Origin of the sequence: Streptomyces sp. NPDC006655 (assembly GCF_040703965.1) — a bacterium.
Lineage (GTDB): Bacteria > Actinomycetota > Actinomycetes > Streptomycetales > Streptomycetaceae > Streptomyces.
On the sequence record NZ_JBEYJU010000055.1, the window covers coordinates 30194 to 49328 of the forward strand.

At 71.3% G+C, this 19135-nt stretch carries 20 protein-coding genes; 9 read left to right on the forward strand and 11 right to left on the reverse strand.

Annotated elements, in window-relative coordinates; genetic code table 11:
* Positions 1-7 precede the first annotated feature (7 nt).
* Positions 8-742, reverse strand: a complete 735-nt coding sequence (locus tag AB0958_RS27995) for a SigE family RNA polymerase sigma factor (protein WP_132891284.1) — start codon at positions 740-742, stop codon at positions 8-10.
* A 244-nt stretch (positions 743-986) separates the two neighbouring features.
* Here AB0958_RS27995 and afsQ1 point away from each other — a divergent pair, with 244 nt between their 5' ends.
* The 5 genes from afsQ1 to AB0958_RS28020 all read left to right on the forward strand — a co-directional run bounded on the left by afsQ1 (position 987) and on the right by AB0958_RS28020 (position 4911).
* Entirely contained in the window at positions 987-1664 is a 678-nt protein-coding gene (afsQ1, locus tag AB0958_RS28000; RefSeq protein WP_177232965.1) for a two-component system response regulator AfsQ1, read from the forward strand.
* Positions 1661-3262 (forward strand): HAMP domain-containing sensor histidine kinase, encoded by a 1602-nt coding sequence (locus AB0958_RS28005; protein ID WP_366893245.1) that lies wholly within the window; start codon positions 1661-1663, stop codon positions 3260-3262. Before afsQ1 ends, AB0958_RS28005 begins: the two co-directional genes overlap by 4 nt.
* Positions 3262-3864 (forward strand): hypothetical protein, encoded by a 603-nt coding sequence (locus tag AB0958_RS28010; protein ID WP_366893246.1) that lies wholly within the window; start codon positions 3262-3264, stop codon positions 3862-3864. Before AB0958_RS28005 ends, AB0958_RS28010 begins: the two co-directional genes overlap by 1 nt.
* A 202-nt stretch (positions 3865-4066) precedes the next feature.
* Positions 4067-4618 carry a VanZ family protein gene (locus AB0958_RS28015; protein WP_366893247.1) on the forward strand — a complete coding sequence of 184 codons (552 nt, stop codon included), beginning with the start codon at positions 4067-4069 and terminating at the stop codon, positions 4616-4618.
* Positions 4619-4713: 95 nt separating this feature from the next.
* Positions 4714-4911, forward strand: a complete 198-nt coding sequence (locus tag AB0958_RS28020) for a PspC domain-containing protein (protein ID WP_366893248.1) — start codon at positions 4714-4716, stop codon at positions 4909-4911.
* Positions 4912-4994: 83 nt separating this feature from the next.
* Here the strand turns inward: AB0958_RS28020 and AB0958_RS28025 are convergent, their stop codons facing one another.
* Together AB0958_RS28025 and AB0958_RS28030 are read right to left on the reverse strand one after the other, a co-directional pair.
* Entirely contained in the window at positions 4995-5348 is a 354-nt protein-coding gene (locus tag AB0958_RS28025; protein ID WP_366893249.1) for an ATP-binding protein, read from the reverse strand.
* 152 nt (positions 5349-5500) lie between these two features.
* Positions 5501-6658: an adenosine deaminase gene (locus tag AB0958_RS28030; protein WP_366893250.1), complete on the reverse strand. Its 1158-nt coding sequence runs from the start codon at positions 6656-6658 to the stop codon at positions 5501-5503.
* Positions 6659-6781: 123 nt separating this feature from the next.
* Here AB0958_RS28030 and AB0958_RS28035 point away from each other — a divergent pair, with 123 nt between their 5' ends.
* A complete protein-coding gene (locus AB0958_RS28035; protein WP_366893251.1) occupies positions 6782-7543 on the forward strand; it encodes an alpha/beta hydrolase in 762 nt (253 codons plus the stop codon).
* A 115-nt stretch (positions 7544-7658) separates the two neighbouring features.
* Here the strand turns inward: AB0958_RS28035 and AB0958_RS28040 are convergent, their stop codons facing one another.
* Complete coding sequence (locus AB0958_RS28040; RefSeq protein ID WP_366893252.1) at positions 7659-8612, reverse strand: LysR family transcriptional regulator; 954 nt, start codon at positions 8610-8612, stop codon at positions 7659-7661.
* Between the two features lie 62 nt (positions 8613-8674).
* Between AB0958_RS28040 and AB0958_RS28045 the strand changes: the two genes are divergently transcribed.
* Positions 8675-9943, forward strand: coding sequence for an MFS transporter (locus tag AB0958_RS28045; RefSeq protein WP_366893253.1), 1269 nt, complete (start codon positions 8675-8677; stop codon positions 9941-9943).
* Positions 9944-10181: 238 nt separating this feature from the next.
* On the forward strand, positions 10182-11195 hold the full coding sequence (locus tag AB0958_RS28050; RefSeq protein ID WP_366893254.1) for a sigma-70 family RNA polymerase sigma factor: 1014 nt from the start codon (positions 10182-10184) through the stop codon (positions 11193-11195).
* Here AB0958_RS28050 and AB0958_RS28055 read toward each other — a convergent pair.
* The gene (locus tag AB0958_RS28055) at positions 11079-11465 is read right to left on the reverse strand and encodes an STAS domain-containing protein (RefSeq protein WP_366893272.1); all 387 of its coding nucleotides are present in this window, start codon (positions 11463-11465) and stop codon (positions 11079-11081) included. The genes AB0958_RS28050 and AB0958_RS28055 overlap by 117 nt on opposite strands.
* A gap of 143 nt (positions 11466-11608) precedes the next feature.
* On the opposite strand from AB0958_RS28055, the gene AB0958_RS28060 reads away from it, so the two are divergent.
* The gene (locus tag AB0958_RS28060; RefSeq protein WP_366893255.1) at positions 11609-12529 is read left to right on the forward strand and encodes an AEC family transporter; all 921 of its coding nucleotides are present in this window, start codon (positions 11609-11611) and stop codon (positions 12527-12529) included.
* Between the two features lie 8 nt (positions 12530-12537).
* On the opposite strand, the gene AB0958_RS28065 is transcribed toward AB0958_RS28060, so the two are convergent.
* From AB0958_RS28065 to AB0958_RS28090, 6 genes are all read right to left on the reverse strand, one after another.
* Positions 12538-13122, reverse strand: a complete 585-nt coding sequence (locus tag AB0958_RS28065; RefSeq protein WP_366893256.1) for a Uma2 family endonuclease — start codon at positions 13120-13122, stop codon at positions 12538-12540.
* Between the two features lie 95 nt (positions 13123-13217).
* A complete protein-coding gene (locus tag AB0958_RS28070) occupies positions 13218-14501 on the reverse strand; it encodes a thymidine phosphorylase (RefSeq protein ID WP_360563820.1) in 1284 nt (427 codons plus the stop codon).
* Positions 14502-14572: 71 nt separating this feature from the next.
* Positions 14573-14974 carry a cytidine deaminase gene (locus tag AB0958_RS28075; protein WP_366893257.1) on the reverse strand — a complete coding sequence of 134 codons (402 nt, stop codon included), beginning with the start codon at positions 14972-14974 and terminating at the stop codon, positions 14573-14575.
* On the reverse strand, positions 14971-16233 hold the full coding sequence (locus tag AB0958_RS28080; protein ID WP_366893258.1) for an ABC transporter permease: 1263 nt from the start codon (positions 16231-16233) through the stop codon (positions 14971-14973). Before AB0958_RS28080 ends, AB0958_RS28075 begins: the two co-directional genes overlap by 4 nt.
* Positions 16233-17354, reverse strand: a complete 1122-nt coding sequence (locus AB0958_RS28085; protein ID WP_366893260.1) for an ABC transporter permease — start codon at positions 17352-17354, stop codon at positions 16233-16235. The genes AB0958_RS28080 and AB0958_RS28085 overlap by 1 nt, the downstream gene beginning before the upstream one ends.
* Entirely contained in the window at positions 17351-19021 is a 1671-nt protein-coding gene (locus AB0958_RS28090; protein WP_366893273.1) for an ABC transporter ATP-binding protein, read from the reverse strand. Before AB0958_RS28090 ends, AB0958_RS28085 begins: the two co-directional genes overlap by 4 nt.
* Positions 19022-19135: the final 114 nt, after the last annotated feature.

The following is a 19135-nucleotide window of genomic DNA, read 5'->3' on the forward strand; positions in this document are numbered from 1 at the left end:
CTTACCTTCAGGCCACGAGCTCCCCGAAGGCGTCCTCCTCGTCACGGCCGAAGCTGAGGACCTCGTCCTCGCGCAGCCGGCGGAGCGACCGCCAGATGCTGGACTTCACCGTGCCGACACTGATGTCGAGGATCTCCGCGATCTCCGGGTCCGTGCGGCCCTCGTAGTAACGCAGGACCAGCATGGTGCGCTGGAGTTCGGGGAGCCGGGCGAGCGCCTGCCACAGGACCGCGCGCAGCTCGGTGCCGCTCATCGCGTCCGTGTCGCCGGGCGTCTCCGGCAGTTCCTCGGTCGGGTACTCGTTGAGCTTGCGGCGCCGCCAGGCGCTGATGTGCAGGTTGGTCATGGTCCGGCGCAGGTAGCCGCCGACGGCCGCCTTGTCGCTGATCCGCTCCCACGCCCGGTACGTCGAGAACAGCGCGCTCTGCAGCAGGTCCTCGGCCTCGAAGCGGTCGCCGGTCAGGTGGTAGGCGGTCGCGTACAGGGAGGCGCGGCGCTCCTGGACGTAGGCGGTGAACTCCGCCTCCGTCAGCGAGCGGCGCTCCCCCTGGTCCTCCCCGTACGCCGCTGCGCCGGTCTCCCCCGTCCCCCCGTCGACCACCGTCATGTAGGCGGTGTGCTGCCGCCCGGTGCCGCGAGCGCACCCCCGCCCGCTCACGGCACCGGACTTCTCGGAACCCCGGTGCACGTCGTGCAGACGCGTGATCACTGCGCTGGTGCTGTGACCGATCAGCGTGTTCATCTCGCGCCCCCCGTCGTGGACTTCCGGTAGTTCGGTCTGCCCGGGCTTCCCACTTGCTCGGTTGCCCGTGCCGAGAACTCTGCCGGGCCACCTTCACGGCCGTATCCGCCGACTGTCACAGACCTGTCACAGGGGTCCGGCACGGACGTTCCACAACGGGCGCACAGGGGGTGGTGCCATGCCGGTTCGGCGGCTCCGACAGCACAGGTCGTACGACAGGGCCCTCATGGGCCAGAATGAGCCCGTGCCTTCCCTGTTGCTGATCGAGGACGACGACGCCATCCGTACGGCCCTGGAGCTCTCACTGACGCGCCAGGGACACCGGGTGGCCACCGCTGCGACCGGTGAGGACGGTCTGAAGCTGTTGCGTGAGCAGCGGCCCGATCTGATCGTCCTCGACGTCATGCTGCCCGGGATCGACGGGTTCGAGGTGTGCCGGCGCATCCGGCGCACGGACCAGTTGCCGATCATCCTGCTGACCGCGCGCAGCGACGACATCGACGTGGTGGTCGGCCTGGAGTCCGGTGCCGACGACTACGTCGTCAAGCCCGTCCAGGGCCGGGTGCTGGACGCCCGGATCCGGGCGGTGCTGCGGCGCGGGGAGCGGGAGTCCACCGATTCGGCGACGTTCGGGAACGTCGTCATCGACCGGTCGGCGATGACCGTGACGAAGAACGGCGAGGACCTCCAGCTCACCCCGACGGAGCTGCGGCTGCTCCTGGAGCTGAGCCGGCGTCCCGGGCAGGCGCTGTCCCGGCAGCAGTTGCTGCGGCTGGTCTGGGAGCACGACTACCTCGGTGACTCCCGGCTGGTGGACGCGTGCGTGCAGCGGCTGCGCGCGAAGGTGGAGGACGTGCCCTCGTCCCCGACCCTGATCCGTACCGTGCGTGGTGTCGGCTACCGCCTGGACGCCCCTCAGTGACGGACCGGCAGGAGGGTTTCCGCGGCTGGGCCGCGGATCGCAAGGGAGCCGTGTCCCGGCTGCGTTTCACCAGTCTGCGGCTACGGCTCGTGGTCGTCTTCGGGCTCGTCGCGCTGACCGCCGCGGTGTCCGCGTCCGGCATCGCGTACTGGCTCAACCGCGAGGCCGTGCTCACCCGTACCCAGGACGCGGTGCTGCGCGACTTCCAGCAGGAGATGCAGAACCGGGCCGGCGCCCTGCCCGTCCATCCCACCCAGGACGAACTGCAGCGCACGGCCGGGCAGATGGCCAACAGCAGCCAGCGCTTCAGCGTGCTCCTGGTCGGCGACGGCGCCGACGGCAAGGTGGTGTACGGCAATTCGGGCGGGCTCAGCGGGTTCGCGCTGGACGAGGTGCCGGCGTCGCTGCGCAGGGCCGTCGACAAGCAGCAGAAGATCACCGACGCCAACAAGTCGGCGTACCACCTGTACTGGCAGCGCGTCGTCGACCACGGCACGCCGTATCTCGTCGCCGGGACGCGGCTGAGCGGCGGCGGACCGACCGGCTACATGATGAAGTCCCTCGAACCGGAGGCGAAGGACCTCAACTCCCTCGCCTGGTCGCTCGGTATCGCCACCGCGCTGGCGCTGATCGGCTCCGCGCTGCTCGCGCAGGCCGCCGCCACGACCGTGCTGAAGCCGGTGCACCGGCTGGGTGTCGCCGCGCGGCGGCTCGGCGAGGGCCGGCTCGACACCCGGCTGCGGGTCTCCGGCACCGACGAACTCGCGGATCTGTCACGGACGTTCAACGACGCCGCCGAGGCGCTGGAGAAACGGGTCGACGACATGGCCGCCCGCGACGAGGCGTCCCGGCGGTTCGTCGCCGACATGAGCCACGAGCTGCGCACCCCGCTCACCGCGATCACCGCCGTGACGGAGATCCTGGAGGAGGAGCTGGAGGCGGAGTCCGGTTCCATCGACCCGATGATCGAGCCCGCCGTCCGGCTGGTGGTCAGCGAGACGCGCCGCCTCAACGACCTCGTCGAGAACCTGATGGAGGTCACCCGCTTCGACGCCGGCACGGCCCGCCTCGTCCTCGACGACGTCGACATCGCCGACCAGATCACCGCCTGCATCGACGCCCGCGCCTGGCTGGACGCGGTGGACCTGGACGCCGAGCGCGGCATCCACGCCCGCCTCGACCCGCGCCGCCTCGACGTCATCCTCGCCAACCTGATCGGCAACGCGCTCAAGCACGGCGGCTCGCCGGTGCGGGTGTCGGTGCGGATGGACCAGCAGGAGGGCGGCGAACTGGTGATCGCGGTCCGCGACCACGGTCCCGGTATCCCCGAGGACGTGCTCCCGCACGTCTTCGACCGGTTCTACAAGGCCAGCGCCTCCCGGCCGCGCTCCGAGGGCAGCGGCCTGGGCCTGTCCATCGCGACGGAGAACGCCCGCATCCACGGCGGTTCGATCACCGCCGCCAACTCCCCCGAGGGCGGCGCGGTGTTCACGCTCCGGCTGCCCCGGGACGCCTCGGCGCTGACCGAGGAGACGAAGGACGCCGGGGACGCCGGGGACGCCGGGGGGACCGGGGACGCCGGGGAGAAGGGCGCGTGATGCACGTACGAAGACTCCTGGGCGTCGCCGCGCTCGCGCTCGCGCTCGCCGGGTGCGGGATCCGGGCGACGGAGGTGCCGACCGACTTCGGCGGGGCGCCGTCGCGGGTGCCGTGCTCGATGACCCAGCCCGATCTGTCGGCGCAGTCCTCGCAGGGGGTGCCGGTGCAGGTGTTCCTGCTGTGCGGGGCCTCGCTGGTGACCGTCGACCGGGAGGTGCGCGTCCCCGACGGCACGGCGGTCGCCAAGCGGCGGGTGATCGTCGCCCAGGGGCTGCTGGACCAGCTCGCGGAGACGCCGTCGGCCGCCGAGCAGGAGGCGGGCTACACGACGTACGTGCGCGGCGGGATGAGCGTCGGCGGGCCGCGGCGCGGGGACCCCGACGACACGCTGCGGCTGAGCACGTCGCCGCCGCAGCTGACGTCGTACGCCCTCGCCCAGATCGTGTGCACGCTGTCCGACTCGGCGGCCGCGGAAGGCGACGGGTCGGTGATCCTCGGGGGTCCGGGGCCGGAGCCGTTGCGGCGGTACGCGTGCACGGACGCGGTGCGGAACTCTCCGAGCGGGAACCGGCCGCCGTCCGGTGAGGTCACTTCCGGGTGAGGGGGGCCGGGGCGCCCAGTGGGGTACCACCTCGGGTTGTGGGGCGGGTGCCGGTCGCATTCGGTTGATCGCGCCCGCGCGGCGGTAGCCGCATATCGAATACAGTCCCGCGCCCCTTTCAGGGGCGCTGTCGGGGGCGCGTGTTGGAGGGCTCACGCCCCGGTCCGGAACCGTTCGGGTGCGCGGGGGCGTCTTGAGGGGCGTGCAGCGTCAAGGGTTCATCGGCGGGAGCGCCGGGATTCGGGTCCGTGCGGCAGGGGGTGTTCTCCTCGCCGCACACCTCGCGCTCGTCGCCTGGCTGATGCTGCGCCCGCTGGACGTGCCCTGGGTGATGCCCGCCAACCTGCATCCGTTCGCCGGCATCCGGGCCGACCTGGCGCTGGGCCCGCGCGAGGCGGTGCACCGCATCGGTGAGGGGCTCGCGCTGCTCGCACCGCTGGGGGTGCTGCTGCCGATGGCGAACGGCAGGGTCCGCGTCTCCCCGCTCGGTTCCCTGGTCGGCACGGCCACCACGGCCGCCCTGCTCTCGCTGGGCATCGCCCTGTTGCAGACCGGGGTGCCCGGCCGGGTGGTGGACGTCGACTCGATCCTGCTGAACACCGTCGGTGTGGTCGTCGCGCACCTCGCGGTGGTCCCGGCGGCCCGGGCCCGGCTCCGCCGCAGGCACCGGCGGGAGCGGTCGGCCGCCGTCCTCCAGGAGGACCCGGCTCAGGGTCGTACCCCGACGATTCCCAGGGTCGGGATCGCCCCGTAGAGCGACGCTTCGACCCGGTTCGTCTCCGTACCGTGGTGGACAGACGAGGGGCCGTACGGGCCTTCTCGCACCGGACGCTCACGAAGGAGCCGCAGATGTCCAGCCTCGCCCGCCCCACCCACGGCCGCATGATCGGCGGAGTGTGCGCCGCGCTGGCCCGGCGCTTCGGCACCTCCGCCACCACGATGCGGGTGGTCTTCCTGCTGTCCTGCCTGCTGCCCGGCCCGCAGTTCCTGCTCTACATAGCCCTGTGGATCCTCCTCCCCTCGGAGGAGAAGGCCGCCGCCTGGTGATCCCCCGGTACGACAACGCCGTCGGGGCGCCCCGGAACGGTCCGGGGCGCCCCGACGGTGTCACCGCCCGGCCGGGGAGAGGGTCAGCCGAGCGGAATCCCGTTGACCGGCAGGCCGTGGGTGGGCAGGCCCTGCACCGGCAGTCCGCCGAGGAGGCCGGCCACCGGCTTGGTCGGGCCGCCGGCGAGGACCTGCCGGACGGCGGGCTGGACGGCGGTCAGTCCGGCACCGAGGGCGCTCTGCCCCTGCGTCACGGCCTCCCCGGCACCCGGCAGCGCCTTGGAGACGTTCTCGGCCGGCAGCGTCTTGGTGACGGTGTCCAGGGCCTGGGAGGAGTCCGGGACGGCCGGGGCCGCGTTGGCCGCGCCCGCGCCGACGGCGGCGAAGGCGGCACCGAGGGCGGCGACACCGAGGGTCTTGGCAGCAGACTGCTTCATCGTTGATGCGTCCTTGGAATGCGGTGACGAGGGATCGATAACATGCTGAGCGGTCCACGACCGTAAACATGGCGGACCGCCCGCCGCAAACAACGAAATGCGGACGGCTTGTGAAAGCCCGCCCGCATTCCGCACCCCGTCCGGATGCCGCGTCAGCCCTTCGGATCGACAGAACCGCTGGTGGAAGCGGTCTGCCTGAACAGCCATTCGGATTTCAGCTCTGCATATCCGGGCTTGACGACGTCATTGATCATGGCAAGGCGTTCATCGAAAGGAATGAACGCTGATTTCATCGCATTGACGGAGAACCACTGGAGGTCGTCGAGCGTGTAACCGAACGCCTCGACGAGGTGCTCGAATTCCCGGCTCATACTGGTGCCGGACATGAGACGGTTGTCCGTATTGACGGTGGCGCGGAAGTGCAGCCGGCGGAGCAGTCCGATCGGGTGGCCGGCGTAGGAGTCGGCGGCTCCGGTCTGGAGGTTGGAGCTGGGGCACAGCTCCAGCGGGATCCGCTTGTCACGGACGTAGGAAGCGAGCCGGCCGAGCCTGACCGTGCCGTCGTCGTCGACCTGGATGTCGTCGATGATCCGCACGCCGTGCCCGAGCCGGTCGGCGCCGCACCACTGCAGGGCCTGCCAGATGGACGGCAGTCCGAAGGCCTCACCCGCGTGGATGGTGAAATGATGGTTCTCGCGCTTGAGGTACTCGAAGGCGTCGAGGTGCCGGGTGGGCGGGTAACCGGCCTCGGCGCCGGCGATGTCGAAGCCCACGACGCCCAGGTCCCGGTAGCGGTTGGCGAGTTCGGCGATCTCCAGGGAGCGGGCCGCGTGCCGCATGGCGGTGAGCAGGGCGCCGACCCGGATCCGCCGGCCGCCCTCCCGGGCGAGGGCCTCGCCCTGCCGGAAGCCCTCGTTGACGGCCTCGACGACGTCCTCCAGGGTCAGCCCCTGTTCCAGGTGCTGCTCGGGGGCGTAGCGCACCTCGGCGTAGACGACGCCGTCCTCGGCCAGGTCCTCGGCGCACTCGCGCGCGACCCGGACCAGCGCGTCCCGGGTCTGCATCACGCCGACGGTGTGCGAGAAGGTCTCCAGGTACCGCTCCAGCGAGCCGGAGTCGGCGGCCTCCCGGAACCAGATGCCGAGCTTGTCGGGGTCGCTCTCCGGGAGCTGGGTGTACCCGGTCTCCCGGGCGAGATCGGCGACCGTGCCGGGACGCAGGCCGCCGTCGAGGTGGTCGTGCAGCAGAACCTTGGGCGCCCGGCGGATCTGGTCCGGCGTCGGGGTGTTCGCGGTGCTCTGGCTCGTCATTTCCGCACTGTAACTCCTACGCGCGTAGATCGCCCGGCACCCGACTTTTTCCCTCTCCGTCGATACGCAACGGTGACCCCACGGACAGGTCAGGTCCACCGCGACTTCTGACACTGTTCTGTCATGGCACAGCAAGCGACACCGGTGCGAACGGCCAGACTGGGCAGGGCAGTCGGCCAGGAGCCGACGACGGTGAGCGGAGCGGTCCTGCTGCTCCCGGGCGGCGAGGAGAACTCCGCGCGCAAGCCGTCCCTCGTATGGGCGACGGCGTTCGTCCGCGCGCTCGGCCGCAGGCTCGCCCGCGACGGCCGCGACGAGGGCCTCGCCGCGCATGTCGTCCATTACCGCTACCGCGGCTGGAACGGCAGCGAGGCGCACCTCGCGGGCGACGCGAACTGGGCGGCCGACGAGGTGGTACGGCGGTACGGCGACGTGCCCGTCTGCCTGCTGGGCGTCGGGATGGGCGGCCGGGCGGCGCTGCGTGCGGGGGGCCACGAGGCCGTCAACTCGGTGGTGTCCATCGCCCCGTGGCTGCCGGAGGCGGATGTGGCGGCGCCTGACGAACCGGTTCGGCAGCTGGCGGGTCGCCGGGTGCTGATCGTGCACGGCACGAATGACGAACGGACCGATCCGGAGCTGTCGTTCCGGCTGGCGGCGCGGGCGAAGAAGGCGAACCGGGAGGTGTGCCGGTTCGAGGTGCACTCCGACGGGCACGGGTTGCATCAGCACCGGGACGAAGTGCTCGCGCTGGCCTCGGACTTCGTGATGGGGGCGTTGTACGGGTGTGCGGTGTCGCGGCCGGTGGAGGATGCGCTGGCCGCGCCGCCGCCGATCGGGTTGCGGATGCCGTTGGCTGCGGGGTTCGGGAAGTCGTTGAGGCGGTAGGGGGTGGGGGGTTCGTGGGTGTTCGGGGTGCGGGTGCGTGGTGGCTGGTCGCGCAGTTCCTCTCCCAGCCTTCGACCGGGGGTACCCCCAGCGCCCCTGAAGGGGCGCCTGCACACTAGGTCGGGAGCAAGTTGCCTCTTCTTGAGAGCAGGAACTTCTTGAAGGCGGCCACCGGTGGGGTGTCCGGGTGGCCCTCCAGCCAGGCCACGCCGATCTCCCGCGCCGCTCTCGGGGCCGTGACCGTCAGTTCGACGACTCCGGGGCGGGGGAAGGCGGGTGGCGGGAGGAGGGCCACCCCCAGCCCCGCCGCCACCAGGCCCCGCAGTGTCTCGGCCTCCTCCCCCTCGAACGCGATACGCGGCCTGAAGCCGGCCTCCTGGCACAGGTCGTCGGTGATGCGGCGCAGGCCGTAGCCCGGTTCCAGGGTCACGAAGGTCTCCTCGGCCGCCTCCACCAGGCGGACGCGTCTGCGGGTGGCCAGGCGGTGGTCGGCCGGGACCACCAGGCGGAGTTTCTGTTCGTCCAGGCGGCGGGCCACCAGGTCGGGCGCGTCCGGGACCGGGGAGGTCAGGCAGAGGTCCAGCTCCCCCGCGCGGAGCTTCTCCAGCATCGCCTCGCCGTAGTTCTGGACGAGGCTGAAGCGGATCCGGGGATGGTCGAGCCGGAACGCCTGGAGCAGGCCGGGGACCGTCTCCGCGCCCATGGTGTGCAGGAAGCCGAAGGCGACCTTGCCGGTGGCGGGGTCGGCGTCGGCACGTACCTCGTCGGCGGCGCGCCGCACCTCGGCGAGGGCGCGTTCGACCGAGGTGAGGAAGGTGCGGCCGGCGGGGGTCAGCGAGACGGTGCGGCCGTGGCGGCTGAAGAGGTCGACGCCGAGGTCCTCCTCCAGGCGGGCCACCGCGCGGGAGAGGGTGGACTGGGGGACGCCCAGCTCCTGCGCGGCCCTGGTGACGTGCTCCGTGCGGGCCACTCCGGCGAAGTACGCGAGGCGGGGCGCCAGCGACATCGTCATGTCTTCTGTGTCACTGGACGGTGACAGCCGCCCCGCCGACCTCTGCTGATGCTCCATGGGAACGATTATGGCGATTCCATGCATTGGACGGATCAACAAGGGGTCCGTACGTTCGAAGCATGTCTCCCGCCAGTACCGAGGCGTCCACCAGCGTGGTCGCCGTCCCGTCCGCTCCTCCCGCCGACTCCCGGCTGACCCCGGGCGGTCCCGGCTACCGCCGGATGAGCTTCGCGCTCTTCCTCGCCGGTGTCGCGACCTTCGCCCTCCTCTACTCCACGCAGGCGCTGCTGCCCCTGATCTCCGACGGCTTCGGGGTCAGCGCGAGCGACGCCAGCTGGACGGTGGCGGCGGCGACCGGCGGTCTGGCGCTGTTCGTCATCCCGATGAGCGCCCTGTCCGAGCGTTTCGGGCGCCGTACGGTCATGACGGCGTCGCTGGCGGTGGCGGTGACCGTCGGCCTGCTGGTCCCCTTCGCGCCCTCGCTGGCCGTGCTGGTCGTGCTCCGCGGCGTCCAGGGCGCGGCGCTGGCGGGTCTGCCGGCCTCGGCGCAGGCCTACCTGGCGGAGGAGGTCCGCCCGAAGGCGCTGGTGACGGCCATCGGCCTGTTCGTCGCGGGCAACAGCGTCGGCGGGATGAGCGGCCGGGTCATCACCGGCTGGGTGGCACAGGAGTGGGGCTGGCGGGTCGCCGTCGGCACCATCGGCGTGGTCGCGGTCGGCTGCGCGGTGGCCTTCCGGCTGCTGCTGCCCGCCCCGCGGCACTTCACGGCGGGCTCGCTGCACCCGCGCCGTCTGCTCGGCACGGTCCGCGACCACCTCGCCAACCCGCTGCTGCGCCGCCTGTACGCGATCGGCGCGCTCTTCATGACCGTCTTCGGCGGTGTCTACACGGTGATCGGCTACCGCCTGACCGAGGAGCCGTTCTCGCTCCCCCAGGGCATCATCGGCTCGATCTTCCTGGTGTACCTGGTCGGCACGGTGTCGGCGTCCGCGGCGGGCCGGCTGGTGGGCCGCCTCGGCCGCCGGGGCGCCCTCTACCTGGGCGGCGGTACGACCGCCACCGGCCTGCTGCTCTCCCTGGCCGACTCGCTCCCGCTGGTCCTGCTCGGCCTCGTCCTGATCACCGCGGGCTTCTTCGCGGGCCACGCGGTGGCCTCCTCCGCGGTCAGCAAGACGGCGACCCACGGCCGGGCCCAGGCCTCGGCCCTCTACCAGTCCGCGTACTACATCGGCTCCAGCGCGGGCAGCACGGTCGGCGCGCTGGCGTTCCACGCCCAGGGCTGGTCGGGCACGGTGAGCGTCGGCCTCCTGGCGGTAGCGGGTGTGGTCACCATCACGGTCCTCGGCTCCCTGGCGGCCCGCCGCCACGTCATGGCCGGCGCCCACTGAAGCGCCCCGAAAGGGGCGCTGGGGGTCCCCCCGGCCGAAGGCTAGGGGGGAGGAACTGCGCGACCAACCCCCGCGGCGCCGCACTCGCAACCGGAACCCGCACCCCACCCCCCTAGGGCCGACCCAGCCCCACCTGCACGTTCCCGAACAACGGCCGCCATTGTCAGTCCCCTGCGCTAGCTTTCAAGTGCTGGAGCGCGAAGGCGCGTGAAAAGGCCACGTGGGGTGGGTGGACGGCATGACCAACAGCACGGCGACCGCGGAGCTGGACGTCGCACTGGAGAAGCACCGGACCGAGCTGACCGGGTACTGCTACCGGATGCTCGGCTCCTCCTTCGAGGCCGAGGACGCCGTGCAGGACACGCTGGTGCGGGCCTGGCGGAGCTACGCCACGTTCGAGGGCCGCTCCAGCCTGCGGTCGTGGCTGTACCGGATCGCGACCAACGTCTGCCTGGACATGCTGAACGCGGGCACCAAGCGGGCCCGCCCGATGGACCTGTCCGAGTCGACGCCGCTGGCCCAGGCGGCGCTCTCCCCCCGCCCCGACAACACCTGGCTGGAGCCGGTGCCGGACGCGCGCGTCCTGCCGACCGTGGACGACCCGGCGGAGGCGGCCGTGGCCAAGGAGTCCATCCGGCTGGCGTTCATGGCCGCGCTCCAGCAGCTGCCGCCCAAGCAGCGGGCGGTGCTCATCCTGCGCGAGGTACTGGCCTGGAAGGCGAGCGAGGTCGCCGAACTGCTCGGCACCTCGGTCGCCTCGGTGAACAGCGCCCTGCAGCGGGCCCGGGCCACGCTGGCGGAGCAGCAGCAGTCGGGCGCCGCCGCCGAGGTCTCCGACCCGCTGGACGAGGAGCAGCAGAAACTCCTCGAGCGCTATGTCGCGGCCTTCGAGGGGTACGACATGACGGCGCTGACGGCGCTCCTGCACGAGGACGCCGTCATGACGATGCCGCCGTTCGACCTGTGGCTCACCGGTCACGACGACATCGCCGGTTTCATGACCACCCTCGGCTCGGCCTGCGAGGGCTCCCGGCTGTTCCCGGTCCAGGTCAACGGCCTGCCCGGGTTCGCGCAGTACAAGCCCGACCCGGACACCGGCGGCTGGACCCCGTGGTCGATCCAGGTCCTGGAGATCTCAGACGGACGGCTGACCGGGTTCCACTTCTTCCTCGACACCAAGCGCTGGTTCCCGCTCTTCGACCTCCCCCTCCAGCTGGATGCGGAGTCCGACGAACCGGAGCAGGGAGCGTAGCGCGGGGTCGGGGTCGCGCAGTCGTATGCGGCCACCGGCCCGGCGGGCGGTCAGCTCCAGCCGGGCCAGCAGGTCGACGGCCGCGAGGCCCGGCGGTCCCAGACCGCCGACGTCGCAGACGACGGTCCGGGTCCCGCCGCCCCGCAGCAGCGCCCGCACGTCGTCACAGAGCCCCGGCACCTCGTCCCTGGCGACGGGGCCGGCCAGCACGAGCACGGCGGGGGTCACGGCATCCACGAGCGGTAGACCGGTGAGGACCCGGCAACTCATCGGTACGCGCGGTGTCCGCAAGGATCACAAGGTTGACCTGCACCTGACCGGCACCAGAGGGTCAGGTGTATGTCCCACAGATCCGCACCGCCCCTGGCACCCACCCGCATACCCGACGGCCTTCCGCGCGCCGAGGGGGTCCCGTGCAGGGGGTGCTGAGCGGCTTCGCGGTGATCGCGATCGTGATCGGCGTCGGTTACGTCCTAGGCCGCGGCGGCCACCTCGGGGCGAACGGCCGCGAGGTCCTCACGAAGCTCGCCTTCCACGTCGCCTCCCCCGCGCTCCTGTTCACCACCCTCGCGAAGGCCGACCTGGCGGTGGTCTTCTCCAGCCGCCTCCTGGTGACGGCCCTGTCCACGGCAGCGGCGGCGGGCGCGTTCGTGACGGTGGGTGTCGTACGGGGCTGGGGTGTGGGCCGTACGACGATCGGCGCGCTGTGCTCCAGCTACGTCAACTCCGGCAACCTCGGTATCCCGATCGCGGTGTACGTGCTGGGCGACGCGTCGCTGGTGGCCCCGGTGCTGCTGTTCCAGGTGGTGCTGCTCACCCCGGTCGCCCTGACGGTGCTCGACCTGTCTGGCGCGGGCGAGAAGGGCCCCTGGTGGCGCCGCCTGCTGACCCCGCTGCGCAATCCGATCGCCATCGGCTCCCTCACCGGCGTCGCGGTCTCGGGTCTCGGGATCCACGTCCCGGGCCCGGTCATGGACCCCCTGACCCTGATCGGCAACATGTCCGTCCCGGCGGTCCTGCTCGCCTTCGGCATCTCCCTGCGCGGCAGCAGACTCCCCGGCCGGGGCCGCGAACGCCACCCGGTGTTCCTGTCGGTGGCCCTGAAGGCGGTGGGCCAGCCGCTGGCCGCGTGGGCCCTGGCGTCGGCCGTCTTCGACCTGCACGGGGCGCCCCTGCTGGACGTGACGGTGACCTCGGCGCTCCCGGCCGCGCAGAACCTGTACACGTACGCGAGCACCTACCGGGTCGGCGAGGAACTGGCCCGCGACTCGATCCTGCTGTCGACGGTGCTGTCGGTGCCGGTGCTGGTCGTGGTGGCGGCGCTGCTGGGATGACGCGCCGGTCAGTCGGCGGGGAACTCCGCGGTGTCGATCGTGAGGCCGAACGGCTCCGGCAGCTTGATGGGGTCGCCGAACTTGACCGCGCTGAGGACCCGGTAGACATCGCCCTTCGGCTCGCCGTAGAGCGTCGCGGTGGGGCCACCGGGGGCCCAGCGGTCGATCAGGAGGTAGAGCGGGATGCCCGCGGTGGCGTAGGCGGCGGGCTTGCTGACGCGGTCGTGGCGGGCGTTGGACTTGGAAGTGACCTCGACGACCAACTCGGCCAGCGCGGCCGGGATGTGGGATTCCGCCTCCGCACAGTCCTGCACGGGTGCCACCAACAGGTCCGGGATGAGCATGCCCAGACGCGACGGCACCGCGATGGCGAGAGTCTGGAAGATCTCCAAGTCCTCGGGAACCACGCTGTAGAGGCGGCGCTGGATGCGCGCCGCGATCACGTTGTGGCGGGATGCGGGAGCAGGTGACACGGTGACGATCCCCTCGATGATCTCCACCTTGCTGCCCTCAGGCCATTCCATCTCCTCCCAGAACTGGACGAGTTCGTCCCAGCTCTGCTCGGGGTCGTGGCCCACGGTGAGTGCGCTCATGGCGGTCTCCTTCGGTTGCGTCACCGATCTCAGCATGCCGAACGGGACCGGCGCAGGTCCACCGATCCCGTTCACCCGATCGAGCAATCCCCTGGTCAGGCGATACGTTCCAGCACGACCGGCGACGCCGTGAAGTCCGTACCGGCCGCCTCGATGTCGTAGGAACCCTCGACCGCCTGGAGTGCGTACTCGAAGCGTTCGGGGGTGTCCGTGTGGAGGGTGAGGAGGGGCTGGCCCGCGGTGACGGTGTCGCCGGGCTTGGCGTGGAGTTCGACGCCCGCGCCCGCCTGCACCGGGTCCTCCTTGCGGGCGCGGCCCGCGCCGAGGCGCCAGGCGGCGACGCCGACGCCGTAGGCGTCGAGGCGGGTCAGGACGCCCGAGGAGGCGGCCTTCACCACGTGCTGCTCCTTCGCCACCGGCAGGACCGCGTCCGGGTCGCCGCCCTGGGCCGCGATCATCCGGCGCCAGACGTCCATCGCCGAACCGTCGGCCAGCGCCTTCGCCGGGTCGGCGTCGCGGATGCCCGCCGCGTCGAGCATCTCCCGGGCCAGGGCGATCGTCAGCTCGACGACGTCGGCCGGGCCGCCGCCCGCCAGGACCTCCACCGACTCGCGGACCTCCAGGGCGTTGCCCGCGGTCAGGCCGAGCGGGGTGGACATGTCGGTGAGGAGCGCGACCGTCTTCACGCCGTGGTCGGTGCCGAGGCCCACCATGGTCGAGGCCAGCTCGCGGGCGTCCTCGACGGTCTTCATGAAGGCGCCGGTGCCGACCTTCACGTCCAGGACCAGGGAGCCGGTGCCCTCGGCGATCTTCTTCGACATGATCGAGGAGGCGATCAGCGGGATCGCCTCGACCGTGCCGGTGACGTCGCGCAGGGCGTAGAGCTTCTTGTCGGCGGGGGCCAGGCCGTCGCCCGCCGCGCAGATCACGGCGCCGGTCGTGTCCAGGACGTTCAGCATCTCCTCGTTGGAGAGCAGGGCGCGCCAGCCGGGGATCGACTCCAGCTTGTCCAGGGTGCCGCCGGTGTGGCCGAGGCCGCGGCCGGAGAGCTGCGGGACGGCCGCGCCGCAGGCGGCGACGAGGGGGGCGAGCGGCAGCGTGATCTTGTCGCCGACGCCGCCGGTGGAGTGCTTGTCGGCCGTCGGGCGGGACAGGGCGGAGAAGTCCATGCGCTCGCCGGACGCGATCATCGCGGCGGTCCAGCGGGCGATCTCGCGGCGGTTCATGCCGTTGAGCAGGATGGCCATCGCGAGCGACGACATCTGCTCGTCGGCCACCTCGCCCCGCGTGTACGCGTCGATGACCCAGTCGATCTGCTCGTCGGTGAGTTCACCGCGGTCCCGCTTGGTGCGGATGACGGAGATGGCGTCCATGGCCATGACGTTCCCTTCGAAGCATTGCGAAGCGCACGGCCCCTCCGCGCGGACGGGCGGGGAGGGGCCGTACGGGATTACTTGGTGAGATGGGCCGGGCCGAAGGCCTGGGGCAGCATCTCGGAGAGGGGCAGGACGCCCTCCGGGGTGTCCAGGAGGAGGTCCGGGCCGCCGAACTCGTAGAGCAGCTGGCGGCAGCGGCCGCACGGGACGAGCAGTCCGCCCGTGCCGTCCACGCAGGTGAAGTGCGTGAGCCGGCCGCCACCGGTGCGCTGGAGCTCGGAGACCAGTCCGCACTCGGCGCACAGGCCGAGGCCGTACGACGCGTTCTCCACGTTGCAGCCGGAGACCGTACGGCCGTCGTCCACCAGGGCCGCGACCCCGACCGGGAAGCCGGAGTACGGGGCGTAGGCGTGGGACATGGCCTCCCGTGCCTCGGCCCGCAGGGCCTCCCAGTCGAGCCCGGCGCCGGGCGTCACTTGCCCTGTCCCTTCCGGTACGGCAGGCCGTCCGCCTTCGGCATCCGCAGGGACTGCGCGGACAGCGAGAGCACCAGCAGGGTGACGATGTACGGGGTCGCGGTCACGAGCTGACGCGGGACCTCGTTGGTGGAGGCGTACCAGACGAACATCAGGGCCGAGATGACGATCGTGGCGACGGCCGGGACGTACTTCTTGCGCCAGGCGAGGTAGGCCGCGCCGAACACCAGCAGGATCGCGATCAGCAGGATCAGCGCGTGGACGTTCACCGTGCCGCCGCGCAGGTTGAGGCTGTCGGTGTAGCCGAACAGGCCGGCGCCGAGGGCGAGGCCGCCCGGCATCCAGTTGCCGAAGATCATCGCGGCGAGACCGATGTAGCCGCGGCCGGCCGTCTGGCCGTCCAGGTAGACGTTGGAGGCGACGATGGAGAGGAACGCGCCGCCCAGGCCGGCGAAACCGCCGCTGATGATCACGGCGATGTACTTGTACTTGTAGACGTTGACGCCGAGGGACTCGGCCGCGACCGGGTTCTCGCCGCAGGAGCGCAGCCGCAGGCCGAAGGCCGTGCGCCACAGCACCCACCACGTGATCGGGACCAGGGCGACCGCGACGACGGTCAGCGGGGAGAGGTCGGTCAGCAGACCGCCGACCAGGCCGGCGACGTCCGAGATCAGGAACCAGTGCTTCCCGTTGAGCGTGTCCAGCCAGTCGGACAGGCCGGGGACGCTGAAGGTGCCCAGTGAGTCGATCGGCGGGGACTGCTTGGAGGAGCCGCCGGGGGCGTTCTCGAAGGTGAACTTGGAGAGGTAGCGGGTGGCGCCCAGGGCGAGGATGTTCAGGGCCACACCGGAGACGATGTGGTTGACGTTGAAGGAGACGGTGGCGACGGCGTGCAGCAGGGCGCCGAGCGCACCGCCGAGGATGCCGAAGACCACGCCGACCCACGGGCCCCACTGGTACCCGGCCCAGGCGCCGAACCAGGTGCCGAGGATCATCATGCCTTCGAGGCCGATGTTGACGACGCCCGCGCGCTCGGCCCACAGGCCGCCGAGACCGGCGAGGCCGATCGGGACGGCGAGGCGCAGCGCGGTGGACATCTGGCCGGTCGAGGTGATGCCCTCGGCGCCGGTGATGATGCGCACGGCCGAGGTGAGGACCAGGACTCCCGCGATGACCAGCAGGAGTACCGGGAGCGACATTCGGCGGCCGCCCTTGCCGGGCTGGGTCGCCTGCGGCTTGGCGATGGTCGCGGTGGACATCAGGCCGCCACCTCCTTCTTGGTGTTCTGGGCGGCGGCCGCGGCGAGCTCCGCGCCGACCTGGCGCTGCTGGCGGCGCAGGCCCCACTGGCGTACGGCTTCGTAGGAGATGACGACGGAGAAGACGATCAGGCCCTGCATGATCGTGGCGATCTCCTTCTCGTACGCCACCGGGGTGGCGTAGTCGAGGGCGGGCGAGGCCTTGTCGAGGAAGGCCCACAGGAGGGCGGCGAAGGCGATGCCGCCGGGGTTGTTGCGGCCGAGCAGGGCGATGCCGATGGCGGTGAAGCCGAGGCCGGCCGGGAAGTCCAGGCTGTAGGTGTGGGAGTCGCCGAGCAGCAGCGGGAGGCCCGCGAGGCCGGAGACGGCACCGGAGATCAGCATGGAGATCAGGACCATGCGCTTGGCGTCGACGCCGGAGGCCGCGGCCGCCGACTCGGAGGCGCCGGTGGCGCGCAGGTCGAAGCCGAAGCGGGTGCGGTTGAGGACCACCCAGTAGGCGACGCCGAGGGCGATGGCGACGAAGACCATCCCGTAGATCTCGCCGACGTCGGAGCCCAGGTTGATGCCCGGGAACCAGCCGGACTTCTTCATCACGCCGGTCGTCATGTTGTTGCCGACCTGGACGCCCCACACGTTGGAGAGGGTGACGTATCCGATCAGGCTGGTGGCGATGGCGTTCAGCATGATCGTGGCGACGACCTCGCTGACCCCTCGGGTGACCTTGAGGACGCCCGCGATGCCGGCCCAGAAGGCGCCGGTGAACATGGCGACCAGGAGCAGCATCGGGATCTGCAGGAAGGCGGGCAGGCCGATGTTGGCGCCGACCACGGCCGTCATCACGGCGGCGAGCCGGTACTGGCCGTCGACGCCGATGTTGAACAGGTTCATGCGGAAGCCGAGGGCGACCGCGATGGCCGCGATGTAGTACATCGCCGCCTGGTTGACGATCAGGACCTGGATGTCCGAGTACGGCAGCTGCTGGAGCATCAGCACGTACGGCTCGAACGGGTTGCGGTTCGAGGCCAGCAGCACGATCGACGTCAGGGCGATCGCCAGGACGAGCGCGATGACCGGGCCGGCCACCGCGAGGAGCACCCGCTCCTTGTCGAACTTCTTCATCGGTCCTGGTCCTCCCCGGACACACCGTCGGAATCGTGATGCTCCAGGTGGCCGGTGACGGCACCTGTCATGGCCGAGCCCAGTTCCTCGGGCGTGATGGTGGCCGGGTCGGCGTCCGCGACCAGCTTTCCGTCGTAGATCACCCGCAGGGTGTCCGACAGGCCGATCAGCTCGTCGAGGTCGGCGGAGATCAGCAGCACGGCCAGGCCCTCGCGGCGGGCGTCGCGGATGCGGTCCCAGATCTGCGCCTGGGCGCCGACGTCCACACCGCGGGTGGGGTGGGCGGCGATCAGGAACTTCGGGCTGTGGCTCATCTCGCGGCCGACGATCAGCTTCTGCTGGTTGCCGCCGGAGAGGGAGGCGGCGGTGACGTCGATGCCGGGGGTGCGGACGTCGTACTCCTCGACGATCCGGCGGGTGTCGGCCTGGGCACCCTTGATGTCGAGCCAGAAGCCCCTCGCGTTGGGCTTCTCGGTGACGTGGCCGAGGATGCGGTTCTCCCAGAGCGGGGACTCCAGGAGCAGGCCCTGGCGGTGCCGGTCCTCGGGGATGTAGCCGACGCCGGCCTCGCGGCGCTTGCGGGTGGCCCAGCCGGTGACGTCCTCGCCGAGGAACTCGATCGCGCCGGAGTCGGCGTGCCGGGTGCCGATGAGCGCGTCGATCAGCTCGGTCTGGCCGTTGCCCTCGACGCCGGCGATGCCCATGACCTCACCGGCGTGGATGGTGAAGGTGACGTCGTCGAGGACGCGCTTGGCGCCGTCGCCGGGCTCCGCGATCAGCACGCCGGTGCCGCCGCTGGCCGCGGGGGCGGGCTCCGCCTCGGGACCGAGGGAGGCGCCGGCGGCGTAGACGGTGAGGTTCCGCACGGTGATGACGGCCTGGTCGGTGACCGTGGACTCGGCGGTCTCCGGGGTGGGCAGCTCGCTGCCGACCATCAGCTCGGCGAGCTGGCGGGGGGTGGTCTGGGAGGGGATCGCGGTGCCGACGGTCGTACCGCGCCGGATGACGGTGATGTCGTCGGCGACGGACAGCACCTCGCCCAGCTTGTGGGAGATGAAGATGACCGAGAGGCCCTCGGACTTCAGCTCGCGCAGGTTGTCGAAGAGCGCGTCGACCTCCTGCGGGACCAGGACGGCGGTGGGCTCGTCGAGGATCAGGGTCTTGGCGCCGCGGTAGAGGACCTTGAGGATCTCCACGCGCTGCCGGTCGGCGACGCCGAGGTCCTCGACCAGGGCGTCCGGGCGGATGCCGAGGCCGTAGCGGTCGGAGATCTCGCGGATCTTCTTCTTGGCGTTGCCGCCGATGCCGTACAGCTTCTCGCTGCCGAGCACCACGTTCTCCAGCACGGTCAGGTTGTCGGCCAGCATGAAGTGCTGGTGGACCATGCCGATGCCGCGCGCGATGGCGTCGGCCGGGGACGAGAAGGTGACCTGCTCGCCGTCGATCGCGATGGTGCCCTCGTCCGGCTTCTGCATGCCGTAGAGGATCTTCATCAGGGTCGACTTGCCGGCGCCGTTCTCCCCGACGAGGGCGTGGACGGTGCCCTTGCGGACGGACAGGTGGATGTCGTGGTTGGCTACGACACCCGGGAATCGCTTGGTGATCCCCGCCAGCTCGACCGCGGCTGTCGTCTCTGCGGTGAGCGGAGGGCTGCTGGACGCGTCGATGGCGCACTCTCCTCGGGAAAGGGGCCGCTCTACGCGCGTAGCGCCCCTGCTTTAAATAGTGCCCGGACCTGACCGAGCTTTTTTGACTCTCGATCCGTTCCGAGCATTCTGCCG